The following is a 22,779-nucleotide window of genomic DNA, read 5'->3' as shown; positions in this document are numbered from 1 at the left end:
GAACGACGACCGTCGCGGCCGGACCGACGGGGGGACAACGACGGGGAACCGCTTCAGCCGTACGAGTGAAGGCGACGCGTACGCCCCGGCCCGCCGCGGGGCGTACGTCCCGGCGCCCGGCGAAGCGTGGGTCGTCCCGGCAGATCGCCGGCGGCCCCTGCCGGGCGCCCGGTCCTCCTACCGGTCCGCCCGGGCCGTCTCCAGCAGTTCCTCCGCGTGGGCGCGGGCCGTCTCGGAGTCCTCCTGGCCGGCGAGCATCCGGGACAGTTCCCGGACCCGCTCCTCGCCCTCGAGGACCTTCACGCCGGAGCGCGTCACCGAGCCGTCGTTGGTCTTCTCCACGAGCAGCTGCCGGTCGGCGAACGCGGCCACCTGCGGCAGGTGCGTGACGACCACGACCTGCGCGCTCTTCGCCAGCCGCGCCAGCCGCCGGCCGATCTCCACCGCCGCCTTGCCGCCCACCCCGGCGTCGACCTCGTCGAAGAGGTACGTCGGCACCGGGTCGGTGCCCGCGAAGACGACCTCCACGGCCAGCATCACGCGCGACAGCTCACCGCCGGACGCGCCCTTGGCGATGGGCCGCGGCGGCGCGCCGGGGTGCGGGGCGAGCAGCAGCTCGACCTCGTCGGCGCCCGACGGCCCGTAGGCCACCGTGCGCCCGCCGACCTCGACGCCCTCCGGGTCCTCGGTCTGCCGGATCTCGAACGACACGCGCGCGTGGGGCATGGCGAGCGAGGCCAGCTCGGCGGTCACGGCGGCGGCGAACCGCTCGGCGGCCTCGGTCCGCGCGTCGGTCAGCGCCTGGGCGAGCCCGCCCAGTTCCGCCCGCAGCGCGTCCCGCTCGGCGGTCAGCTCGCCGATCCGCTCGTCGTCGCCGTCCAGTTCGGTGAGCCGCGCGGCGCCCTGCTCGGCCCAGCCGAGCACGGCGGCGATGTCCTCGCCGTACTTCCGGGTCAGCGCGGTGAGCGCGGCCCGCCGCTCCTCGACCGCCGCCAACCGCAGCGGGTCGGCGTCCAGGTCGTCGGCGTACCCGGCGAGTTCCCCGGCCACGTCGCGCAGCAGGATGCCCACCTCGCCGATCCGCTCGGCGAGCGCGGCCAGCGCCGGGTCGTGCGACCGTACGGCGTCCAGGGCCCGCTGCGCGCCCGCGACCAGCGTCGCGGCGTCCACGCCCTCGGGGTCCTCCGGATTGCCCGCGAGGGCGGCGTGAGCGGCCGTGGCGGCCGACGCGAGCGCCTCGGCGTGTCCGAGCCGCTCCGCCTCCCCCGCCAGCTCCACGTCCTCACCGGCGCGCGGCTCGACCGCGGCGATCTCGTCGAGGCCGTAGCGCAGCAGGTCGGCCTCCTGGGCACGTTCCCGCGCACGCGTGGTGATCTCGTCCAGCTCCGTGACGACGGCCCGCAGCCGCCGGTACGCCTCGGCGTACTTGGCGAGCGGCCCGGCGACCGCGTCGCCCGCGTACCGGTCGAGCGCCTGCCGCTGCCGGGACAGCTTGAGCAGCCCCTGCTGGTCGGTCTGCCCGTGCACGGCCACCAGCTCGTCGGCCAGCTCGGCGAGCATCCCCACCGGCACCGACCGTCCGCCCAGGTGCGCCCGCGAGCGCCCCTCGGCGGACACGGTACGGCTGATCAGCAGCGCCCCGTCGTCCAGCTCGGCCCCGGCCTCCTCGGCCCGGACGGCGGCAGCGGCGTCGTCGGGCACGGCGATGCGCCCCTCGACGACCGCGCTCTTCGCCCCGATCCGCACGAGCGCCGCGTCCGCGCGTCCGCCCAGCAGCAGGCCCAGGCTGGTGACCACCATCGTCTTGCCGGCACCCGTCTCACCGGTGACAGCGGTGAACCCGGGCGACAGCTCGACCACGGCGTCGTCGATGACCCCGAGCGACCGTATCCGCATCTCCTCAAGCACGGACACGACCATACGAGGTCGAGGGCGGTAAGCGCACACAGGCCGCCCTTGCCACGCTGGGACGGCGCATGCCGCCCAGGGGCGCGGGGCAGTGCTGACGGCGGCCGCGCCGCGGGGCGCGACCGGCCACGGACTGCCCGCGGCCGGGCCACAACGGAACCACCCCTTCGAGACCGCTGGGGCCTGTCCGGCGGATCAGGTCGCAGGACAGGCACGGCACCTCGTCGACGCCGGTGAGCGGGGTCTGGTGCGTGCAGCCGCAAGGCGGAGGAGGGCGTCGACGCGGAGCGTCGGCAACCGACGACAACGCCGCGGACGCGCGTGCCGGGCCCCGCGTCCGGGGCGTGATCCGCCGGACAGACCCTAGTGCGGCGCCCCGCGCCACCCGGACACCGGCAGCGCGAACTTCGCGACCAACCGATCCGTGAACGAAGCGTGGTGCAACCGAGCCAGCCGCACCGGCACCGCGCCCCGCCGCACCTCCACCCGCGCCCCGGGCGGCAGCTCCACCGTCCGCCGCCCGTCGCACCACAGCACCCCCGGAGGGACGTGCGGCAGCACCTCGACGGCGAGCACCGAGTCCGGCGAGGTCACCAGCGGCTTCGCGAACAGCGCGTGCGCGCTGATCGGCACCATCAGCAGGGCTTCCACCTCGGGCCACACCACAGGCCCCCCGGCGGAGAAGGCGTACGCCGTCGACCCGGTCGGCGTCGACAGCACGATGCCGTCGCAGCCGAACCCGGTCACCGGCCGCCCGTCGATCTCCAGCACGACTTCCAGCAGCTTCTCGGCGCCCGCCTTCTGCACGGCCGCCTCGTTCAGCGCCCAGTCGGTGTGCACGATGTCGCCGTTGCGGTGCACGACGACGTCGACGGTCATCCGCTCCTCGACCTCGTAGGCCCGGTTCACCACCCGGTCGACGACCTTGTCGAGGTCGTCCCGTTCGGCCTCCGCGAGGAAGCCGACCCGCCCGAGGTTGACGCCGAGCATCGGCACCCCGGACGCACGGGCGAACTCGGCTCCGCGCAGCAGCGTGCCGTCGCCGCCCAGCACGATCAGCAGCTCACAGCCGTCCAGGCACTGGGGAGTGGCCTCGCCGACCAGGTCCACCTCGCCCGGCAGCGGCAGGTCGCGCGCCTCGGCCTCCAGGACGCGGACGCCGATCCCGGCCCGCAGCAGCCCTTTGACCACCAGTTCCGCGCTGCGTACGGCAGCGGGGCGCCCGGTGTGGGCGAGCAGGAAAACAGTTCGCGCTCGGTTCTGTGTCAACGCGGCCCCTCCGCCACTGCACGGTCAACATCGGCCGGGTCCAGTTCCCCTGCTCCGGCCCGCAGCCACAGAAAGTACTCGACGTTCCCGGAGGGACCGGGCAGCGGACTGGCGGTGACCCCCTTCGCCCCGAGCCCCAGCTCCCAGGCCCGCTGCGCGACGCCCCGCACCGCCTCGGCCCGCAGCTGCGCGCTGCGTACCACTCCCCCGCTGCCCAGCCGCTCCTTGCCCACCTCGAACTGCGGCTTCACCATCATCACCAGGTCGGCGTCCGGCCGGGTGCACCGCACCAGGGCGGGCAGTACCAGCCCGAGCGGGATGAAGGACAGATCCCCCACGACAAGGTCCACGGGCTCCCCATCGATCGCTTCCGGCGTCAACTCGCGTACGTTCGTACGGTCCTTGACGGTGACGCGTTCATCCTGCCGGAGACTCCACGCGAGTTGTCCGTATCCGACGTCGACGGCGACGACGTGCGCGGCGCCCGCCCGGAGCAGTACGTCGGTGAAGCCGCCGGTGGAGGCGCCGGCGTCCAGCGCCCGCCGTCCCTCGACGACGAGGCCCTGCGGCAGGAAGGCCGCGAGGGCGCCGGCGAGCTTGTGCCCGCCGCGCGAGACGTAGTCGGGGTCGCTGTCGTCGGCCCTCACCACGATCGCGGCGGCGGTCTCGACCTGCGTGGCGGACTTCGTCGCGACGGTCTTGCCGACGGTGACCCGTCCGGCGGCGATCAGCTGGCTCGCGTGCTCGCGCGAGCGCGCCAGCTTGCGGCGCACCAGCTCCGCGTCGAGACGGCGGCGTGCGGCTCCTGCCACGTTCGGTTCAGCTCCTGCGGTCGTACGGTGATGACGGCGACGGGGGTCCCGGGCGCCCCGGGGGTTCCGGAGGTCCCGGGCGGGCGTCGAGCGCGGTGAGCGCGTCGCGCAGCCCCCGGTGTACATCCTCGTACACCTCGACGTGTCCGTCGGTGGCCAGGTGGTCGGCGTCGGCCAGCCGCGCCAGCCGGGCGTCGACCTCGGCGTTCCCGGTGGGGGCGCGGGGGACGTCCAGCGGGGCGGGGGCGGCCGGCTCGTACCCGGGGTCGGTGTGCGCCGCGGGCTCCGCCTCCTCGGACTCGGAGTCCGGCTCCGGTACTGCGTCGCTCATGCCCCGACGCTACCGCGCGGCGCTGGGGTACGGTCGGTCCCGATGGCGACGACTGAGGAGTGCCGTGCCGCACTCGACAAGCTTTCGGACAACATGCGCGGCGCCGAAGGGGACGTGCGGGCGGCCACGGAGCTGGACCGCTCGGTGAGCTGCCACATCACCGACCTGGACGTCACCTTCGCCGGACGCATGGCGGACGGCCGCATCGACGTGCGCGAGACCGTCGAGGGGCCACCGCGCGAGAAGGCCGAGATCAGGCTGGCGATGACCGGCGACGACCTGGTGGCCCTGGTGGCGGGCGAACTGAACTTCGCCCGGGCCTGGGGCTCGGGCCGGGTGAAGCTGGAAGCGGGCCTGCGCGACCTGTTCCGGCTCAGGAAGCTCCTGTAACGGCCGCCTTCTCCCGGGCCGTACGCCCCTTGCGCGCGGCCGGCACGACCAGCGGCGTGCCCGTCTCCGGGTCGTCGATGATCTGGCAGCGCAGCCCGAAGACCCGCTCGACCAGGTCGGCGGTGACGATGTCCTTCGGCGCTCCCTCGGCGATGACCTCCCCGCCGCGCAGGGCGATGAGGTGGGTGGCGTAGCGGGCGGCGTGGTTGAGGTCGTGCAGCACGGCCACGAGGGTGCGGCCCTGCTCCTCGTGCAGCTCCGCGCACAGGTCGAGGACGTCGATCTGGTGCTGGATGTCCAGGTAGGTCGTCGGCTCGTCCAGGAGCAGCAGCGGGGTCTGCTGGGCGAGCGCCATGGCGATCCACACGCGCTGGCGCTGGCCGCCGGAGAGCTCGTCGACGTAGCGGTCGGCCAGTTCGGCGATGCCGGTCTGCGCCATCGACTCCTGGACGACCCGCTCGTCCTCGGTCGACCACTGGCGCAGGATGCCCTGGTGGGGGTAGCGGCCGCGGCCGACGAGGTCGCCGACGGTGATGCCGTCGGGCGCGATGGACGACTGCGGCAGCAGGCCGAGCGTCCGCGCGACCTGCTTGGCGGGCATCGACTGGATGACCGACCCGTCGAGCAGCACCCGGCCGTCGCTCGGCTTGAGCATCCGCGACAGGGCCCGCAGCAGGGTGGACTTGCCGCACGCGTTGGGGCCGACGATCACCGTGAAGGAGTTGTCGGGTATCTCCACCGACAGCTTCTCCGCGATGACCCGCTGGTCGTAGGCGAGGGTGACGTTCTCGGCGGTCAGACGGTTCACGTTGCTCCTTCGGTTGTTCGTCCCGCTGCTGTCGCCGCTGCCGGCGCTCATATCCGGCCCGCCTTGCGCTCGGTGACCAGCAGCCACAGCAGGTAGACGCCGCCGAGTACGCCGGTGACGACGCCCACGGGCAGCTGGTCGGCGCCGAAGGCCCGCTGCGAGACGAAGTCCGCGCCGACCAGCAGGGCGGCGCCCATGCACAGGGACGGCACCAGGTTGGGGCCGGGCGAGCGGGTCAGGCGCCGGGCGAGCTGCGGGGCGGTGAGCGCGACGAAGCTGACCGGTCCGGCGGCGGCGGTGGCCGCGGCGGTGAGCAGGACGGCGGCCACCATCAGCAGGGCCCGCACCCGCTCCACGCGCACGCCCAGGGCGTACGAGACGTCGTCGCCCATCTCCATCATCCGCAGCGCCCGTCCGTTGGTGAGCACGAGCGGGACGAGCACGGCGCACAGAACCAGCAGGGGCCAGACCTGGTCCCAGTCGCGGCCGTTGAGGGAGCCGGTCATCCAGACCACGGCGCGGGAGGCGTCGACGATGTCGGCCCGGGTCATCAGGTAGCCGTTGACCGCCGTGACGATCGCGGAGACGCCGATGCCGACCAGGACCAGCCGGTATCCGTGCACTCCCCGCTTCCAGGCGAGCAGGTAGATGGCGAGACCGGTCGCCAGGCCGCCGACGAGGGCGCCGACGGTGACCTGGGCCGAACTGCCGGAGAACAGGACGATCATGATGAGCGCGCCGGCCGTCGCGCCCTGCCCGAGGCCCAGTACGTCCGGGCTGCCGAGCGGGTTGCGGGAGATGGCCTGGAAGAGCGCGCCGCCGACACCGAGGGCGCCGCCGACCAGCAGCCCCACCAGGACCCGTGGCAGCCGCAGTTCGTTGACGATGAACTCCTGTCCGGCGTTGCCCTGGCCGACCAGGGTCTTCAGTACGTCGGCGGGCGGTATGTCGAAGTCGCCGGTGCCGATCAGCAGCACGCTCGCGGTGAGGGCGAGGAGCAGCAGCAGGGCGACCACGGCGGTGGCCCGCACGTCCAGGCGGAAGGACAGCCCGCCCGGGCTGCGCACGGCGCGGCTGGTCTTCACGGTCTTCCCGTTGGTCCTCTTGTTCCCGTTCTTCACAGCTGGGCCGTCCTCCGCCGTCGTACGAGCAGGATGAAGACCGGCCCGCCGAGGACGGCCGTGACGATGCCGACCTGGAGCTCCGAGGGCCGTGCGACGATCCGGCCGAGGACGTCCGCGCCGAGCAGCAGCACCGGCGACAGGATCGCCGCGTACGGCAGGATCCAGCGCATGTCGGGTCCGGTGAAGGAGCGGACGATGTGCGGGATCATCAGCCCGACGAACACGATCGGTCCGCAGGCGGCGGTCGCGGCGCCGCACAGCACGGTCGCCGCGAGCATGGACAGCGCCCGGGTCCGGTTCAGGTTGGCGCCGAGGGCCTTGGCGGTGTCGTCGCCCATCTCCATGGCGTTGAGCGGCCGGGCGAGCGCGAGGGCGAGGACGGTGCCCACCACGAAGAAGGGCAGCACTTCCCGGATGGTGCCGGTCGTCGCCGAGGCGAGCGAACCGACCGTCCAGAAGCGCATCCGGCCCAGCGCCGCGTCGTCCATGATCATCACGGCCTGGAGGTAGCCGAAGAGCGCGGCGCTGATCGCGGTGCCGGCCAGCACCAGCCGCACCGGCGTGGCGCCGCGGCTGCCGCCCAGGAACCAGACCAGGGCGCCGACTCCCGCCGCACCCGCGAAGGCGAACCACACATACCCGGTCAGCGAGGTGACGCCGAAGAAGGTGATGCCCGTGACGACGGCCGCCGAGGCGCCGGCGTTGATGCCGAGCAGCCCGGGGTCGGCCAGCGGATTGCGGGTGAGGGCCTGCAGCACGGCTCCCGCCAGGCCCAGGGCGGCGCCGGCCAGCAGGCCGAGCACGGTCCGCGACAGCCGCTCGCCGACGACGACGTCGCCGTACGTGCCCGAGTCGTGGAAGAGGCCGTGCCAGACCTGCGCCAGGGACAGGTCCTTGGCGCCGATCGCGATGCTCGCCATCGCGACGCACACCAGGACCGCGACGGAGACGGGCAACCCCGCTGCACGCAGGACGCGGCGCTTGGAGGGCGGCGCGGGAGCGGTCTCCGCGCGCTGTTCGGGGGGACTGTCGACCAACACGCAGTTAGGTTAGCCTACCCTGCTAATCGATCACGATCCCGAGCCGTGCGAGGCCCGGCCGTGACCACCCGCACGCGACACGCCCCGGCCCGCGAACGGGCGCCTGCCCCGATACTCCGGCTCACAACCCCAATCGCGCCAGCGCCTTCCCCGAGTCCAGCGCGCAGCCCTGCTCACCGCCCGCCGTCCAGGCCGCCGCGCACAGTGCCCGCAGCCCGTCCAGCGGGGAGCCGTCGCCCGCCAGCTCCAGCCGCTCCTCGCCGGCCGTCGCCGTCCAGCCTCCGCACCGGAAGCCGTCGTCCGCACCGCCGGTGACCTCCGGCTGGCCGGTGAGCAGCCCGCGCAGGTCGGCGTCGACGTACGTCGGCCGGTGCTGCGGCGGCGCCGCCAGCAGCTGCGCCCCGTCGGTCACGCCGGTCAGGACGAGCAGCGAGTCGACCTCCCCGTTGAACGCCCCCTCGATGTCCGTGTCCAGCCGGTCCCCCACCACCAACGGGCGCCGGGCGCCGGTCCGCAGGATCGTCTCCCGGTGCATGGGGGGCAACGGCTTCCCAGCGACCTGCGGCTCGGCGCCGGTCGCGATCCGCACGACCTCCACCGCCGCGCCGTTGCCCGGGGCGATCCCCCGGGCGCTCGGAATGGTCAGGTCGGTGTTGGAGGCGTACCAGGGGACACCGCGCGCGATCGCGTAGCACGCCTCGGCGAACCGGCCCCACGGCAGCTCCGGGCCGCCGAACCCCTGCACGACGGCCGCCGGATCGTCCTCGGCCGACTCCACCGGCTCGAGACCGCGCTCGCGCAGCGCCACCCGCAGCCCCTCACCGCCGATCACCAGCACCCGCGCCCCCGAGGGCACCTGCTCGGAGATCAGCCGGGCCACCGCCTGCGCCGAGGTGATGACGTCGCCGGCGTCCGTCGCCATGCCCAGCTCCGTCAGGTGCGCGGCCACCGTGTCGGGCGTCCGGAGCGCGTTGTTGGTGACGTACGCCAGGCGCATGCCGGCGTCCCGGGCGGTACCGAGGGACTCCACGGCGTGCGCGATCGCGTTCCCCCCGGCGTACACCACACCGTCCAGGTCGAGCAGCGCCGTGTCATAGGCCTCGTTCAGGCCCCGCCCACTGCCCTCGGGCCTCGTCCTGACGCTCCGGCTCATCGCACATCGCTCCTCGTTGGTCGCCTTTCCCCCGATCATCCCCCATGCCACTGACACACGTACGATGCCGGGATGAACTCTGCAGGTCACCCGGAAGCAACGGCGCGCCGGGGCCTGGAACTCACCCCGTTCCGAGGCCTCCGCTACGACCCCGACCGGGTCGGCAGCCTGGCCGCCGTGACCTCCCCTCCCTACGACGTGGTGGTCCGCCCCGACGGCCTGCTCCACCTCGAGTCGGCCGACCCGTACAACATCGTCCGGCTGATCCTCCCCCAGGCCGCCACGCCCGCGGCACGCAACGAGCAGGCCGCCCGCACCCTGCGGCGCTGGACCGCGGAGGGCGTCCTGACCACCGACCCCGAACCGGGCCTGTACGTCTACGAACAGCGCGACGACGAAGGCATGCTGCAGCGCGGCATCATCGGCGCCCTGCGCGTGTCGGACCCCGCGGAGCAGGTGGTCCTGCCGCACGAGGACGTCATGCCCCACGTCGTCGCCGACCGCGCGGCGCTCATGCGGGCCACCCGGGCCAACCTCGAACCGCTCCTGCTGACCTACCGCGGCGACGGCGAAACGCCGGCCACCACCGCCCTCGTGGAGCACACGGCCGAACAACCGCCGCTCCTCGCCACGACCACGGAGGACGGCTTCTGCCACCGCCTGTGGTCGGTCACCGACCCGGACACCGTGGCCCGGGTCCGGACCGAGCTGTCCCACCGCCAGGCGCTCATCGCCGACGGCCACCACCGCTGGGCGACCTACCGCACCCTCCGCGCGGAACACCCCTCCCCCGGCCCCTGGGACCACGGACTCGTCCTCCTGGTCGACACGGCCCGCTACCCGCTCCGTGTCCGCGCCATCCACCGCCTGCTGCACGGCCTCCCGGTGTCCGACGCCGTGGCCGCCCTGGACGGGCACTTCCGCGTCCGCCGCCTGGACACACCGCTGGACGCCTCCCTGGACAGCCTGGCGGAGGCCGCCGCCACGGGCAACGCCTTCCTCCTCGCCGGCGACGGCACCTTCCACCTCGTCGACCGGCCGGACCCGGGCCTGCTGGCCCGCACGGTTCCCACCGACCGGCCCGAGGCCTGGCGCACCCTGGACGCCACCGTCCTGCACGCCACGCTCCTCGCCCACGTCTGGCACGTCCCCGACGACTCGGCGGCCCACATCTCCTACATCCACGACACGGCGGCCACCGTCGAGAAGGCCGAACGCGACGGCGGTACGGCGGTGCTGATGCACCCCGTCCGCGAGGACGTCGTCCGCGAGCTGGCCCGACAGGGCGTCACCATGCCCCGCAAGTCGACGTCCTTCGGGCCGAAACCGGCCTCCGGCCTGGTGCTCCGCACGCTCGACGCCTGACCCGGCCCACGACGCGGAGAGGGGGCGGGCCCGTGCACGGGCCCGCCCCCTCTCGTCTACGGAGCGTCAGTCCTCGTCGCCGTCCTCGGCGGAAGCACGCTCCACGCCGCTGCCGGAGTCGGTCTCGCCCTGGTCCTCGTCCTCGTTCAGGGCGTCCATGAACTCCACGCCGTCCAGCTCGGCGAGCCGGTCGGAGGCGTCCGTGCTGCCGTCCCGGTCGGACTCGACCGCCTTCGCGAACCACTCCCGCGCCTCCCGCTCCCGGCCCGCGGCCAGCAGCGCGTCGGCGTAGGCGTACCGCAGCCTCGCGGTCCAGGACTGCACGGAGTGGGAGGCCAGCTCGGGGCTCTGCAGCGTCACGATGGCCGCGTCCAGCTGCCCCATGTCACGCCGGGCACCGGCCGCCACGAGGCGCATCTCGACCTGGCCGGCCTTGTCCAGCTTGTGCACTTCGGGGGCACCGGCCATGTCCAGCGCCTTCTCCGGCCTCCCGAGCCCGCGCTCGCAGTCCGCCATGACCGGCCACAGCTCCACGGACCCCGTCATCCGCCGCGCCGCCCGGAACTCCGCCAGCGCCTCGCCGTACTTCTGGTTGGCGTACGCCGCGAACCCGGCCGCCTCGCGTACGGCGGCCACGCGGGACGCCAGACGCAGGGCCACCCTGGAGTAGCCGTACGCGGCCTCCGGGTCCTCGTCGAGCAGCCGCGCGACCATCACCAGGTTCCTGGCGACGTCCTCGGCGAGCGTCTTGGGCAGGCTCTGCAGCTCCTGACGCACGTCCTTGTCGATCTCGTCGCCCGTGACCTCCTCGGGGATCGGCAGGCGCTTGATCGGCTCGCGGTCCCGGTCGCGGTCCCGCTCCTCACGGAAGCGCCCACCGCCGCCGTGCCGGTCGTCGCGTCCCCGGTAACCGCCGGGCCGCCCACCGCGGTCGTCGCGCCGGGGCCCACGTCCTCCGCGGTCGTCACGCCCGCGGAAGCCACCACGGTCGCCGCCACGGCCGTCGTCGCGGCGGTCCTCCCGGCGGCCGAAGCCGCCACGGTCACCACGGTTGTCGTCCCGACGGAAGCCACCGCGGTCACCACGGTCACCTCGGTCGTCGCGCCGGAAGGGGGGACGACCGTCACGCCGGTCGTCACGCCGGTCGTCACGCCGGTCGTCACGCCGGTCGTCACGCCGGTCGTCACGCCGGTCGTCACGCCGGTCGTCACGGCGGTCGTCACGCCGGTCGTCGCGGCGGTACGAGGGGCGGTCGCCGCGGTCCCGGCGGTCGTCACGGTCGTCCCGGCGGAAGGACGGACGGTCACCCCGGTCACCGCGATCGTCACGCCGGAAGGACGGACGGTCACCACCCCGGTCGTCACGACGGAAGCCCCGGTCACCACCACGATCGCGGTCATCCCGACGCCCGTAACCGCCACCGCGGTTGTCGTCGCGCCGGTCGTCGCGCCGGAAACCGCCACGCTGCCCACCGCGGTCGTCACGCCGGCCGTCGTCCCGCCGGCTGTCGTCACGACGGCCGAAGCCACCCCGGTCGTCACGGCGGTCGTCACGCCGGTCATCGCGGCGGTCGTCACGGCGGTACGAGGGGCGGTCCCGGCGGTCGTCACGGTCGTCCCGGCGGAAGGACGGACGGTCACCGCGGTCACCGCGATCGTCACGCCGGAAGGACGGACGGTCACCACCCCGGTCGTCACGACGGAAGCCCCGGTCACCACCACGATCGCGATCGTCCCGACGCGGTCCACGGTCACGGTCGTCCCGGCGGAACCCGCCGCGCTGACCACCGCGGTCATCACCTCGACGGTCGTCGCGACGGAACCCGCCCCGGTCTCCGCGCTGACCCCTACGGTCACCGCGGTCACCACTGTCCCGTCGCCGCTGGTCGCGCTCCGGTCGGTCGTCGGGAGAGTTGGTGGACATCGGTGACTCCTGTCTTCGGTACCGCAAGTCATTCTCGCGCAGCCGGGTACCCGGTGCGCCCTGGAAAAACGAAAGGACCCCTGGTCCCAGCTGAACGCTGGGGACCAGGGGTCCTTTCCAAAGATTGTTCGGCGGCGTCCTACTCTCCCACAGGGTCCCCCCTGCAGTACCATCGGCGCTGTAAGGCTTAGCTTCCGGGTTCGAAATGTAACCGGGCGTTTCCCCTACGCTATGACCACCGAAACCCTAATGGTTTCGAGCGAACAAGCACACTCTTTAATTGTGTGCTCTACTCAAAGCCGGCAACGGTCGTTGCCTCAGAACTAACACAGTGGACGCGAGCAACTGAGGACAAGCCCTCGGCCTATTAGTACCGGTCACCTCCACACCTCACGGTGCTTCCAGATCCGGCCTATCAACCCAGTCGTCTACTGGGAGCCTTACCCCATCAAGTGGGTGGGAGTCCTCATCTCGAAGCAGGCTTCCCGCTTAGATGCTTTCAGCGGTTATCCCTCCCGAACGTAGCCAACCAGCCATGCCCTTGGCAGAACAACTGGCACACCAGAGGTTCGTCCGTCCCGGTCCTCTCGTACTAGGGACAGCCCTTCTCAAGACTCCTACGCGCACAGCGGATAGGGACCGAACTGTCTCACGACGTTCTAAACCCAGCTCGCGTACCGCTTTAATGGGCGAACAGCCCAACCCTTGGGACCGACTCCAGCCCCAGGATGCGACGAGCCGACATCGAGGTGCCAAACCATCCCGTCGATATGGACTCTTGGGGAAGATCAGCCTGTTATCCCCGGGGTACCTTTTATCCGTTGAGCGACGGCGCTTCCACAAGCCACCGCCGGATCACTAGTCCCGACTTTCGTCCCTGCTCGACCCGTCGGTCTCACAGTCAAGCTCCCTTGTGCACTTACACTCAACACCTGATTGCCAACCAGGCTGAGGGAACCTTTGGGCGCCTCCGTTACTCTTTAGGAGGCAACCGCCCCAGTTAAACTACCCATCAGACACTGTCCCTGATCCGGATCACGGACCCAGGTTAGACATCCAGCACGACCAGACTGGTATTTCAACGACGACTCCACCCACACTGGCGTGCGAGCTTCACAGTCTCCCAGCTATCCTACACAAGCCGAACCGAACACCAATATCAAACTGTAGTAAAGGTCCCGGGGTCTTTCCGTCCTGCTGCGCGAAACGAGCATCTTTACTCGTAGTGCAATTTCACCGGGCCTATGGTTGAGACAGTCGAGAAGTCGTTACGCCATTCGTGCAGGTCGGAACTTACCCGACAAGGAATTTCGCTACCTTAGGATGGTTATAGTTACCACCGCCGTTTACTGGCGCTTAAGTTCTCAGCTTCGCCCCACCGAAATGGAGCTAACCGGTCCCCTTAACGTTCCAGCACCGGGCAGGCGTCAGTCCGTATACATCGCCTTACGGCTTCGCACGGACCTGTGTTTTTAGTAAACAGTCGCTTCTCGCTGGTCTCTGCGGCCACCCCCAGCTCAGGAGGAAAACTCCGTCACCAGGCGTGGCCCCCCTTCTCCCGAAGTTACGGGGGCATTTTGCCGAGTTCCTTAACCATAGTTCACCCGAACGCCTCGGTATTCTCTACCTGACCACCTGAGTCGGTTTAGGGTACGGGCCGCCATGAAACTCGCTAGAGGCTTTTCTCGACAGCATAGGATCATCCACTTCACCACAATCGGCTCGGCATCAGGTCTCAGCCACAAGGTGTGCGGATTTACCTACACACCGGCCTACACCCTTACCCCGGGACAACCACCGCCCGGGATGGACTACCTTCCTGCGTCACCCCATCACTCACCTACTAACCGCTTGGGTCGGCGGCTCCACCACTCCCACTGACGGCAAAGCCGGCAGCGGACGGTTTCACGGCCTTAGCATCACGATGCTCGATGTTTGACGCTTCACAGCGGGTACCGGAATATCAACCGGTTATCCATCGACTACGCCTGTCGGCCTCGCCTTAGGTCCCGACTTACCCTGGGCAGATCAGCTTGACCCAGGAACCCTTAGTCAATCGGCGCAAACGTTTCTCACGTTTGTATCGCTACTCATGCCTGCATTCTCACTCGTCAACCGTCCACAACTACCTTCCGGTGCTGCTTCACCCGGCAGACAACGCTCCCCTACCCATCACGATCCCCGTTGGGGGTACATATCGCAATGACACGACTTCGGCGGTACGCTTGAGCCCCGCTACATTGTCGGCGCGGAATCACTAGACCAGTGAGCTATTACGCACTCTTTCAAGGGTGGCTGCTTCTAAGCCAACCTCCTGGTTGTCTGTGCGACTCCACATCCTTTCCCACTTAGCGTACGCTTAGGGGCCTTAGTCGATGCTCTGGGCTGTTTCCCTCTCGACCATGGAGCTTATCCCCCACAGTCTCACTGCCGCGCTCTCACTTACCGGCATTCGGAGTTTGGCTAAGGTCAGTAACCCGGTAGGGCCCATCGCCTATCCAGTGCTCTACCTCCGGCAAGAAACACACGACGCTGCACCTAAATGCATTTCGGGGAGAACCAGCTATCACGGAGTTTGATTGGCCTTTCACCCCTAACCACAGGTCATCCCCCAGGTTTTCAACCCTGGTGGGTTCGGTCCTCCACGACCTCTTACAGCCGCTTCAACCTGCCCATGGCTAGATCACTCCGCTTCGGGTCTTGAGCGTGCTACTGAAACGCCCTATTCGGACTCGCTTTCGCTACGGCTTCCCCACCCGGGTTAACCTCGCAACACACCGCAAACTCGCAGGCTCATTCTTCAAAAGGCACGCAGTCACGAGACACGTGCAAGCACGTATCCGACGCTCCCACGGCTTGTAGGCACACGGTTTCAGGTACTATTTCACTCCGCTCCCGCGGTACTTTTCACCATTCCCTCACGGTACTATCCGCTATCGGTCACCAGGGAATATTTAGGCTTAGCGGGTGGTCCCGCCAGATTCACACGGGATTTCTCGGGCCCCGTGCTACTTGGGTGTCTCACAAGCAAGCCGCTGACATTTCGACTACGGGGGTCTTACCCTCTACGCCGGACCTTTCGCATGTCCTTCGCCTACATCAACGGTTTCTGACTCGCCCTGTTGCCGGCAGACAACAGAAGTGAGATCCCACAACCCCGCACACGCAACCCCTGCCGGGTCTCACACGTGAACGGTTTAGCCTCATCCGGTTTCGCTCGCCACTACTCCCGGAATCACGGTTGTTTTCTCTTCCTGCGGGTACTGAGATGTTTCACTTCCCCGCGTTCCCTCCACACTGCCTATGTGTTCAGCAGCGGGTGACAGCCCATGACGACTGCCGGGTTTCCCCATTCGGACACCCCCGGATCAAAGCCTGGTTGACGACTCCCCGGGGCCTATCGTGGCCTCCCACGTCCTTCATCGGTTCCTGGTGCCAAGGCATCCACCGTGCGCCCTTAAAAACTTGGCCACAGATGCTCGCGTCCACTGTGCAGTTCTCAAACAACGACCAACCACCCATCACCCCGGGAAAAACTCCCGAGTGCACTGGGGCCGGCAACCGAAGACCCAGCCTCACGGCCGTGCCCTCAGACACCCAACAGCGTGCCCGACCGTAACCCGTCCGGTGATCGTGCGTTCCACGCTCCGAAGAGCAGTACTAGCAGCCACCGACCCGTGGTCCCGACCGAGTAGTCAACGTTCCACCCATGAGCAACCAGTGCGAGACGTTCGCTCGCATCCTGGCCTCTGACCAGTCCGAAGACCGGTAAGAAGTGCTCCTTAGAAAGGAGGTGATCCAGCCGCACCTTCCGGTACGGCTACCTTGTTACGACTTCGTCCCAATCGCCAGTCCCACCTTCGACAGCTCCCTCCCACAAGGGGTTGGGCCACCGGCTTCGGGTGTTACCGACTTTCGTGACGTGACGGGCGGTGTGTACAAGGCCCGGGAACGTATTCACCGCAGCAATGCTGATCTGCGATTACTAGCGACTCCGACTTCATGGGGTCGAGTTGCAGACCCCAATCCGAACTGAGACCGGCTTTTTGAGATTCGCTCCACCTTGCGGTATCGCAGCTCATTGTACCGGCCATTGTAGCACGTGTGCAGCCCAAGACATAAGGGGCATGATGACTTGACGTCGTCCCCACCTTCCTCCGAGTTGACCCCGGCGGTCTCCCGTGAGTCCCCAACCTCCGAAGAGTTGCTGGCAACACGGGACAAGGGTTGCGCTCGTTGCGGGACTTAACCCAACATCTCACGACACGAGCTGACGACAGCCATGCACCACCTGTACACCGACCACAAGGGGGGCACCATCTCTGATGCTTTCCGGTGTATGTCAAGCCTTGGTAAGGTTCTTCGCGTTGCGTCGAATTAAGCCACATGCTCCGCCGCTTGTGCGGGCCCCCGTCAATTCCTTTGAGTTTTAGCCTTGCGGCCGTACTCCCCAGGCGGGGCACTTAATGCGTTAGCTGCGGCACGGACAACGTGGAATGTTGCCCACACCTAGTGCCCACCGTTTACGGCGTGGACTACCAGGGTATCTAATCCTGTTCGCTCCCCACGCTTTCGCTCCTCAGCGTCAGTATCGGCCCAGAGATCCGCCTTCGCCACCGGTGTTCCTCCTGATATCTGCGCATTTCACCGCTACACCAGGAATTCCGATCTCCCCTACCGAACTCTAGCCTGCCCGTATCGACTGCAGACCCGGGGTTAAGCCCCGGGCTTTCACAACCGACGCGACAAGCCGCCTACGAGCTCTTTACGCCCAATAATTCCGGACAACGCTTGCGCCCTACGTATTACCGCGGCTGCTGGCACGTAGTTAGCCGGCGCTTCTTCTGCAGGTACCGTCACTTTCGCTTCTTCCCTGCTGAAAGAGGTTTACAACCCGAAGGCCGTCATCCCTCACGCGGCGTCGCTGCATCAGGCTTGCGCCCATTGTGCAATATTCCCCACTGCTGCCTCCCGTAGGAGTCTGGGCCGTGTCTCAGTCCCAGTGTGGCCGGTCGCCCTCTCAGGCCGGCTACCCGTCGTCGCCTTGGTGAGCCATTACCTCACCAACAAGCTGATAGGCCGCGGGCTCATCCTGCACCGCCGGAGCTTTCGACCCGCCAAGATGCCTTGGCAGGTCAGTATCCGGTATTAGACCCCGTTTCCAGGGCTTGTCCCAGAGTGCAGGGCAGATTGCCCACGTGTTACTCACCCGTTCGCCACTAATCCCCACCCGAAGGTGGTTCATCGTTCGACTTGCATGTGTTAAGCACGCCGCCAGCGTTCGTCCTGAGCCAGGATCAAACTCTCCGTGAATGTTTACCCGTAATCGGGTGACACCACGAGAGCGGAACATCGGGAGGAATAATCCCGACGTTCACAGCGTCCTCGCTGTGTATTTCAAAGGAACCTCAACCCGATCGAACCGATCAGGTCGGGGTATCAACATATCTGGCGTTGACTTTTGGCACGCTGTTGAGTTCTCAAGGAACGGACGCTTCCTTTGTACTCACCCTCTCGGGCTTTCCTCCGGGCGCTTCCCTTCGGTCTTACGTTTCCGACTCTATCAGATCTTTTCCGATCCGATTCCCTGTCGGCGGGTTTTGTCGTCGGCTTCCGGCTTTCGCCCGTCGGCCTTTCGACATTCACTACGTTAGCCGATTTCTCCGGGGACTCATAATCGAGTCCTGCGAGTTCGAATTCGAGCATGCGGACATGCCGAATTCGCTCCCGCTGAGGGAAGTCGTAGGTAGTGGGTTGGCCGCTTCCGGCTGCAGGCGATTGCCGTACCCGGGTCAAGCGGCTCGGGCTACGTTACGCGTCTCCCAAAGGAGAGTCAACTTCGGCGCTTCCTCGGGACATGTGCCCGGTACGGGCTGACCGTCGGGTCGTCGGCGACCCAGTAGCGCCAGGGATGGACGCCGCCTTCGCCGGCCACACCCGTCCGGGGACCGTTGCGTACCTGGTCACCGGGGACGGCAGCGCCCGTCAGGATGCGCAGCGGGGTGTCCTCGGAGGTGCACGCGTCCGTGCCGTTCAGCGCGCGGTCCACGCCCAGGGCGGTGGCGAGGCGGGCCGGGCCTTTGGCCAGTTCCTTGTCGTTGCGGGCCGAGAGTCGGCGGGCCCGGGCCAGCTCGGCGCCCTCGATGATCTCGCCGGCCCGGAGCAGAACCGCGCTCGACCGGCCCTCGGGACCGCACACCAGGTTCATGCAGAACCACATGCCGTAGGTGAAGTAGACGTACACGTGGCCGGGCGGGCCGAACATCACTTCGTTGCGGGGGGTGCGGCCTCGGTAGGCGTGGGAACCGGGGTCGTTCTGACCGTCGTAGGCCTCCACCTCCGTCAGGCGGAGGGCGATCGGACCGTCCGGGGTGTTGCGCAGCAGGATGCGGCCCAGGAGGTCGGGTGCCACCTCGAGAACGGGGCGGTCGAAGAAGTCCCTGGGCAGGGGCGTACGGTCGGGGCTCGCGATCATGCCGTCCGAGCGTAACGCAGCCGGGACCGTGCGCGGGGGTGGTCACGGAGCGTCCGCCTTGCCAGGGTGTGGGGCGCGGAACCGGCCACAGCCGGATCGCGTTTGTATGGATCGAGGATCCACACGTAAGCCTGGAGAGGGAGAGACATGGCGTTCAAGAAGCTGCTCGCGAGCCTGGGGGCCGGCGGGGCTTCGGTCGAGACCGTGCTGAGCGAGGTCAACGTCGTTCCGGGGGGTGTCGTCCAGGGCGAGGTGCGGATCCAGGGAGGGTCCGTCGACCAGGAGATCGAGGGGCTGTCGGTCGGGCTCCAGGCCAAGGTCGAGGTGGAGAGCGGCGACCAGGAGTACAAGCAGGACATCGAGTTCACCAAGGTGCGGCTCGGCGGTGCCTTCGCGCTGAAGGCCGGTGCGGTGCACGCGGTGCCGTTCGGCCTCGAGATTCCGTGGGAGACGCCGATCACCATGATCGACGGGCAGGCGCTGCGCGGGATGAACATCGGCGTCACCACGGAGCTGGAGATCGCGCGCGCCGTGGACTCCGGTGACCTGGACCCGATCAACGTGCACCCGCTGCCGGCGCAGAAGGCGATCCTGGACGCGTTCATCGGCCTGGGCTTCCGTTTCAAGAGCGCGGACATGGAGCGCGGTCACATCCGGGGTACGCGGCAGCAGCTCCCCTTCTACCAGGAGATCGAGTTCTTCCCGCCGCAGCAGTACCGCGGGCTGAACCAGGTCGAGCTGAGCTTCGTCGCCGACGCGCAGGCGATGGACGTCGTGCTGGAGATGGACAAGAAGCCCGGGCTGTTCAGCGAGGGCAGCGACACGTTCCGTTCCTTCAAGGTCGGGCTGAACGACTACCAGGGCACCGACTGGACGGCGTACCTCAACCAGTGGCTGTCGGAGGTCGGCAGCAAGCGCAACTGGTTCTGAGGGATCCAGGGGAGAAGCCCGTAGGCTCGGTCGTCTCTGCACCAGAACATCAGGAGGTACCGAGGTGACCGAGCTGAAGCGGCGTCCGCTCCCCCATGACTTCCACCCGCCCGTGCCGTCGTTCACCGTCACGAGTGAGGACGTTCAGGAGGGCGGGACGCTCAAGGACGCTCAGGTCTACGCGGCCGGGAACACCTCGCCGCATCTGCGGTGGGAGGGCTTCCCTGCCGAGACCAAGAGCTTCGCCGTGACCTGCTACGACCCGGACGCCCCGACGGGCAGCGGATTCTGGCACTGGGTGGTGTTCGACCTCCCGGCCTCGGTGACCGAGCTGCCGGCGGGCGCGGGCAGCGGCGCGTTCGAGGGACTGCCCGCGGGGGCCGTACAGGCGCGCAACGACTACGGCAGCAAGGAGTTCGGCGGTGCCGCGCCGCCGGCCGGGGACGGACCGCACCGGTATGTGTTCACGGTGTACGCCGTGGACCAGGAGAAGCTCGGGCCGGACGCGGACGGCACCCCCGCCTTCGTCGGCTTCAACCTGCGGTTCCACACGATCGCGCGTGCCCAGCTGATCGGGGAGTACGAGGTGCCCGCGGACAGCTGAGTGTTCCGAGCGTTCATGGAACGTTTGCCCGCTCCCGGTCTTGGAATGGATCAGGGGCGGGCATTTTTGTTGCCGGGGGTGGCGAGGGGGTATCCCTCGTCGGAGCAGCAGATATTGCGTTGTCCATCCCGGCGTGCCCGGCCAGAGTTGTTCCCAGCCCGCCAGGGGGTGGGCCGGTGCGCACGGGAGGTGGGCTGGTATGCGGGACACGCTGGTGCTGAACGCGAGCTTCGAGCCGTTGTCGACGGTGACGTTGAATCGAGCCGTCGTTCTGGTGCTCCAGGACAAGGCCGTCGTCGAACAGGCCCACCCCTCGCTGCGCATGCGCGGAGCCGCGCTCGACATACCCGCGCCGCGGGTGATCAGGCTGTGCCAATACGTACGGGTGCCGTTCCGAAGACGCGCTCCGTGGTCGAGGCGGGGCGTGCTGGTCCGGGACCGGCACCGGTGCGCGTACTGCGGGCGGCGGGCGACGACCGTCGACCACGTGGTGCCGCGGTCGCACGGCGGGCAGGACACGTGGCTGAACACGGTGGCCTCGTGCGCGGAGGACAATCACCGGAAGGCGAACCGGACTCCGGAGCAGGCGGGGATGCCGTTGCTCCGGGAGCCGTTCGAGCCGACTCCCGCGGACGCGATGTTGCTGGCGCTGGCCCGGGACGACTTCGCCGCGCTGCCGGAGTGGTTGGTGCTGGACGCGGCGTGAGTGCCCACCGTGGGGGTGCTGTGCGTCGCTGACTGCGGGTTCGTCGTGGCTTGTCGCGCAGTCCCCCGCGCCCCCTCGGGACGCGGGGATTGCCCGGCGCTCAGAAGTACCGTCAGTCGATCGACGGCTTCTCGCGGCGTTCCTGGGCGGGGACGCTCGCGCCGCCGTTGCCGCCTCCGCTGCCCGAACCGCCGCCCAGGCCGCCGATGTTGCCCATGGCGCCGGAGAGACCCTTGAGGGCGTCGCCGATTTCGCTGGGGACGATCCAGAGCTTGTTGGCGTCGCCCTCGGCGATCTTCGGGAGCATCTGGAGGTACTGGTACGAGAGCAGCTTCTGGTCCGGGTCTCCGGCGTGGATGGCCTCGAAGACGGTGCGGACGGCCTGGGCCTCGCCCTCGGCGCGCAGGGCCGCGGCCTTGGCCTCACCTTCGGCGCGCAGGATCTGGGACTGCTTCTCACCCTCGGCGCGCAGGATCTCGGACTGCCGGACACCTTCGGCCTGGAGGATCGCGGCGCGCTTGTCGCGGTCGGCGCGCATCTGCTTCTCCATGGAGTCCTGGATGGAGGTGGGCGGTTCGATGGCCTTGAGCTCGACGCGGTTGACGCGGATGCCCCACTTGCCGGTGGCCTCGTCGAGGACCCCGCGCAGGGCCGCGTTGATCTCCTCGCGGGAGGTCAGGGTCCGCTCCAGGTCCATGCCGCCGATGATGTTCCGCAGAGTGGTGACGGTGAGCTGCTCGATCGCCTGGATGTAGCTGGCGACCTCGTAGGTGGCGGCGCGGGCGTCGGTCACCTGGTAGTAGATGACGGTGTCGATGTTGACGACCAGGTTGTCCTGGGTGATGACCGGCTGCGGTGGGAAGGGGACGACCTGTTCGCGCAGGTCGATGCGGTTGCGGATGGTGTCGATGAACGGGACCACGATGTTGAGGCCCGCGTTGAGGGTCCGCGTGTAGCGGCCGAAGCGCTCGACGATGGCGGCGCTGGCCTGTGGGATGACCTGGATGGTTTTGATCAGGGCGATGAAGACCAACACCACCAGGATGATCAGGACGATGATGATCGGTTCCATCGTGGTTGTCCCCGTCCCCTTCTCCGCCTCGGCGCTCCGGCAGATCCTATCGGCGACCGGACCGCTGTCCGGCTCTGACTAGTGCTGATCTTACGGCTGTTGAGGATCTTGCTGGTCGAGTCTGACAGACCGTCGCACGCCTCGGGGGTCGTTCGGGCCACTTGTGGCACGGCGGGGTCACATGACGACGGCCGTGGCTCCGTCGATCTCCACCACGTCCACTTCCTCGCCGGGCTCGAAGACGCGCCCGGTGTCGAGGGCGCGTGCCGACCAGATCTCTCCGGCGAGTTTGATGCGCCCGCCGGCGCCGTCGACGCGCTCGGTGACGACGGCCTGTCTGCCCTTCAGCGCGGCCACGCCGGAGGCCAGTTGGGGCTGTTGGGCGCGGTGCCGGGCGGCGACGGGCCGTACGACGGCGATGAGGGCGACCGAGACGATGACGAAGACGAGGACCTGGACGACCAGGTCCGCGCCCAGCCCTGAGGTGACGGCGGCGGCGACCGCGCCGACGGCGAACATCCCGAACTCCGGCATCGCGGTCACCACGAGCGGGATTCCGAGCGCTGCCGCGGCGACGAGCCACCACACCCATGCGTCGATGTCGTTCACGCTGTCATGGTAGGTCCGTTGGGGACGTCGGGGACAGGGCGCACGGGGGGCGGGTCAGGACAGCGGGAGCCCCTTCGCGGTCCAACGGTCCCCGGCCTGCTCGACGATGAGCGGGAGTCCGAAGCAGTGGGACAGGTTGCGGGAGGTGAGTTCGAGCTCCAGGGGGCCGGCGGCCAGGACCCTGCCCTGACGGATCATCAGGACGTGGGTGAAGCCGGGGGCGATCTCCTCGACGTGGTGGGTCACCATGATCATGGAGG

18 protein-coding genes and 3 rRNA genes are annotated in these 22,779 nt (G+C 68.9%); 6 read left to right on the top strand and 15 right to left on the bottom strand.

The features are described from left to right. Positions 1–177: 177 nt before the first annotated feature. From recN to NI25_RS30425, 4 genes are all read right to left on the bottom strand, one after another. Positions 178–1,920, bottom strand: coding sequence for a DNA repair protein RecN (recN, locus tag NI25_RS30440; protein ID WP_199561050.1), 1,743 nt, complete (start codon positions 1,918–1,920; stop codon positions 178–180). A 351-nt stretch (positions 1,921–2,271) separates the two neighbouring features. After that, positions 2,272–3,177 (bottom strand): NAD kinase, encoded by a 906-nt coding sequence (locus tag NI25_RS30435; RefSeq protein WP_061445519.1) that lies wholly within the window; start codon positions 3,175–3,177, stop codon positions 2,272–2,274. Then, positions 3,174–3,989 (bottom strand): hemolysin, encoded by an 816-nt coding sequence (locus NI25_RS30430; RefSeq protein ID WP_061445518.1) that lies wholly within the window; start codon positions 3,987–3,989, stop codon positions 3,174–3,176. Before NI25_RS30430 ends, NI25_RS30435 begins: the two co-directional genes overlap by 4 nt. A gap of 7 nt (positions 3,990–3,996) precedes the next feature. Further along, positions 3,997–4,320 (bottom strand): hypothetical protein, encoded by a 324-nt coding sequence (locus NI25_RS30425; RefSeq protein ID WP_061445517.1) that lies wholly within the window; start codon positions 4,318–4,320, stop codon positions 3,997–3,999. Positions 4,321–4,362: 42 nt separating this feature from the next. Between NI25_RS30425 and NI25_RS30420 the strand changes: the two genes are divergently transcribed. Continuing rightward, positions 4,363–4,710 (top strand): SCP2 sterol-binding domain-containing protein, encoded by a 348-nt coding sequence (locus tag NI25_RS30420; protein WP_061445516.1) that lies wholly within the window; start codon positions 4,363–4,365, stop codon positions 4,708–4,710. On the opposite strand, the gene NI25_RS30415 is transcribed toward NI25_RS30420, so the two are convergent. From NI25_RS30415 to NI25_RS30400, 4 genes are all read right to left on the bottom strand, one after another. Then, positions 4,694–5,569, bottom strand: coding sequence for an ABC transporter ATP-binding protein (locus NI25_RS30415; RefSeq protein WP_107071899.1), 876 nt, complete (start codon positions 5,567–5,569; stop codon positions 4,694–4,696). The two genes, NI25_RS30420 and NI25_RS30415, sit on opposite strands and share 17 nt — an antisense overlap. Further along, a complete protein-coding gene (locus NI25_RS30410) occupies positions 5,566–6,603 on the bottom strand; it encodes a FecCD family ABC transporter permease (RefSeq protein ID WP_061447163.1) in 1,038 nt (345 codons plus the stop codon). The genes NI25_RS30415 and NI25_RS30410 overlap by 4 nt, the downstream gene beginning before the upstream one ends. A 32-nt stretch (positions 6,604–6,635) precedes the next feature. After that, positions 6,636–7,682, bottom strand: a complete 1,047-nt coding sequence (locus tag NI25_RS30405; protein WP_061445514.1) for a FecCD family ABC transporter permease — start codon at positions 7,680–7,682, stop codon at positions 6,636–6,638. 121 nt (positions 7,683–7,803) lie between these two features. After that, positions 7,804–8,835, bottom strand: a complete 1,032-nt coding sequence (locus NI25_RS30400) for an HAD hydrolase-like protein (RefSeq protein WP_061445513.1) — start codon at positions 8,833–8,835, stop codon at positions 7,804–7,806. 72 nt (positions 8,836–8,907) lie between these two features. Here NI25_RS30400 and NI25_RS30395 point away from each other — a divergent pair, with 72 nt between their 5' ends. After that, positions 8,908–10,200 (top strand): DUF1015 domain-containing protein, encoded by a 1,293-nt coding sequence (locus NI25_RS30395; protein WP_061445512.1) that lies wholly within the window; start codon positions 8,908–8,910, stop codon positions 10,198–10,200. A 66-nt stretch (positions 10,201–10,266) separates the two neighbouring features. On the opposite strand, the gene NI25_RS39175 is transcribed toward NI25_RS30395, so the two are convergent. Next, positions 10,267–10,977, bottom strand: coding sequence for a tetratricopeptide repeat protein (locus NI25_RS39175; RefSeq protein WP_228956519.1), 711 nt, complete (start codon positions 10,975–10,977; stop codon positions 10,267–10,269). A 108-nt stretch (positions 10,978–11,085) separates the two neighbouring features. On the opposite strand from NI25_RS39175, the gene NI25_RS39170 reads away from it, so the two are divergent. After that, a complete protein-coding gene (locus NI25_RS39170) occupies positions 11,086–12,129 on the top strand; it encodes a hypothetical protein (protein WP_199561146.1) in 1,044 nt (347 codons plus the stop codon). 120 nt (positions 12,130–12,249) lie between these two features. Here NI25_RS39170 and rrf read toward each other — a convergent pair. The 4 genes from rrf to NI25_RS30365 form a co-directional block, all read right to left on the bottom strand. Further along, positions 12,250–12,366: ribosomal RNA gene (gene rrf, locus NI25_RS30380) — 5S ribosomal RNA — on the bottom strand. Between the two features lie 104 nt (positions 12,367–12,470). Then, positions 12,471–15,594 (bottom strand): 23S ribosomal RNA (locus NI25_RS30375). A 315-nt stretch (positions 15,595–15,909) separates the two neighbouring features. Next, positions 15,910–17,436: ribosomal RNA gene (locus NI25_RS30370) — 16S ribosomal RNA — on the bottom strand. The 16S, 23S and 5S rRNA genes sit together here, the layout of an rRNA operon. A gap of 520 nt (positions 17,437–17,956) precedes the next feature. Further along, positions 17,957–18,598 carry a DNA-3-methyladenine glycosylase gene (locus NI25_RS30365; RefSeq protein ID WP_061445510.1) on the bottom strand — a complete coding sequence of 214 codons (642 nt, stop codon included), beginning with the start codon at positions 18,596–18,598 and terminating at the stop codon, positions 17,957–17,959. Between the two features lie 147 nt (positions 18,599–18,745). Between NI25_RS30365 and NI25_RS30360 the strand changes: the two genes are divergently transcribed. The 3 genes from NI25_RS30360 to NI25_RS30350 all read left to right on the top strand — a co-directional run bounded on the left by NI25_RS30360 (position 18,746) and on the right by NI25_RS30350 (position 20,838). Then, entirely contained in the window at positions 18,746–19,528 is a 783-nt protein-coding gene (locus NI25_RS30360; protein WP_061445509.1) for a sporulation protein, read from the top strand. A 64-nt stretch (positions 19,529–19,592) separates the two neighbouring features. After that, on the top strand, positions 19,593–20,132 hold the full coding sequence (locus NI25_RS30355) for a YbhB/YbcL family Raf kinase inhibitor-like protein (RefSeq protein ID WP_061445508.1): 540 nt from the start codon (positions 19,593–19,595) through the stop codon (positions 20,130–20,132). 199 nt (positions 20,133–20,331) lie between these two features. After that, positions 20,332–20,838, top strand: a complete 507-nt coding sequence (locus tag NI25_RS30350; protein ID WP_007388340.1) for an HNH endonuclease — start codon at positions 20,332–20,334, stop codon at positions 20,836–20,838. Between the two features lie 112 nt (positions 20,839–20,950). On the opposite strand, the gene NI25_RS30345 is transcribed toward NI25_RS30350, so the two are convergent. Together NI25_RS30345 and NI25_RS30340 are read right to left on the bottom strand one after the other, a co-directional pair. Continuing rightward, a complete protein-coding gene (locus tag NI25_RS30345) occupies positions 20,951–21,910 on the bottom strand; it encodes an SPFH domain-containing protein (protein ID WP_061445507.1) in 960 nt (319 codons plus the stop codon). A 177-nt stretch (positions 21,911–22,087) separates the two neighbouring features. Beyond that, positions 22,088–22,519 carry an NfeD family protein gene (locus tag NI25_RS30340; protein WP_061445506.1) on the bottom strand — a complete coding sequence of 144 codons (432 nt, stop codon included), beginning with the start codon at positions 22,517–22,519 and terminating at the stop codon, positions 22,088–22,090. Positions 22,520–22,779 lie beyond the last annotated feature (260 nt).

The sequence above is a fragment of the Streptomyces sp. CCM_MD2014 genome (assembly GCF_000772045.1).
Lineage (GTDB): Bacteria > Actinomycetota > Actinomycetes > Streptomycetales > Streptomycetaceae > Streptomyces > Streptomyces salinarius.
This window is presented reverse-complemented; position numbering and strand designations above follow the sequence as displayed.

Coding starts and splice junctions, on each gene's coding strand:
- NI25_RS30425 (WP_061445517.1), bottom strand. CDS start 4,320: ATGAGCGACGCAGTACCGGAGCCGGACTCCGAGTCCGAGGAGGCGGAG.
- NI25_RS30345 (WP_061445507.1), bottom strand. CDS start 21,910: ATGGAACCGATCATCATCGTCCTGATCATCCTGGTGGTGTTGGTCTTC.
- NI25_RS30395 (WP_061445512.1), top strand. CDS start 8,908: ATGAACTCTGCAGGTCACCCGGAAGCAACGGCGCGCCGGGGCCTGGAA.
- NI25_RS30350 (WP_007388340.1), top strand. CDS start 20,332: ATGCGGGACACGCTGGTGCTGAACGCGAGCTTCGAGCCGTTGTCGACG.
- NI25_RS30400 (WP_061445513.1), bottom strand. CDS start 8,835: ATGAGCCGGAGCGTCAGGACGAGGCCCGAGGGCAGTGGGCGGGGCCTG.
- NI25_RS30415 (WP_107071899.1), bottom strand. CDS start 5,569: ATGAGCGCCGGCAGCGGCGACAGCAGCGGGACGAACAACCGAAGGAGC.
- NI25_RS30420 (WP_061445516.1), top strand. CDS start 4,363: ATGGCGACGACTGAGGAGTGCCGTGCCGCACTCGACAAGCTTTCGGAC.
- recN (WP_199561050.1), bottom strand. CDS start 1,920: ATGGTCGTGTCCGTGCTTGAGGAGATGCGGATACGGTCGCTCGGGGTC.
- NI25_RS30360 (WP_061445509.1), top strand. CDS start 18,746: ATGGCGTTCAAGAAGCTGCTCGCGAGCCTGGGGGCCGGCGGGGCTTCG.
- NI25_RS30365 (WP_061445510.1), bottom strand. CDS start 18,598: ATGATCGCGAGCCCCGACCGTACGCCCCTGCCCAGGGACTTCTTCGAC.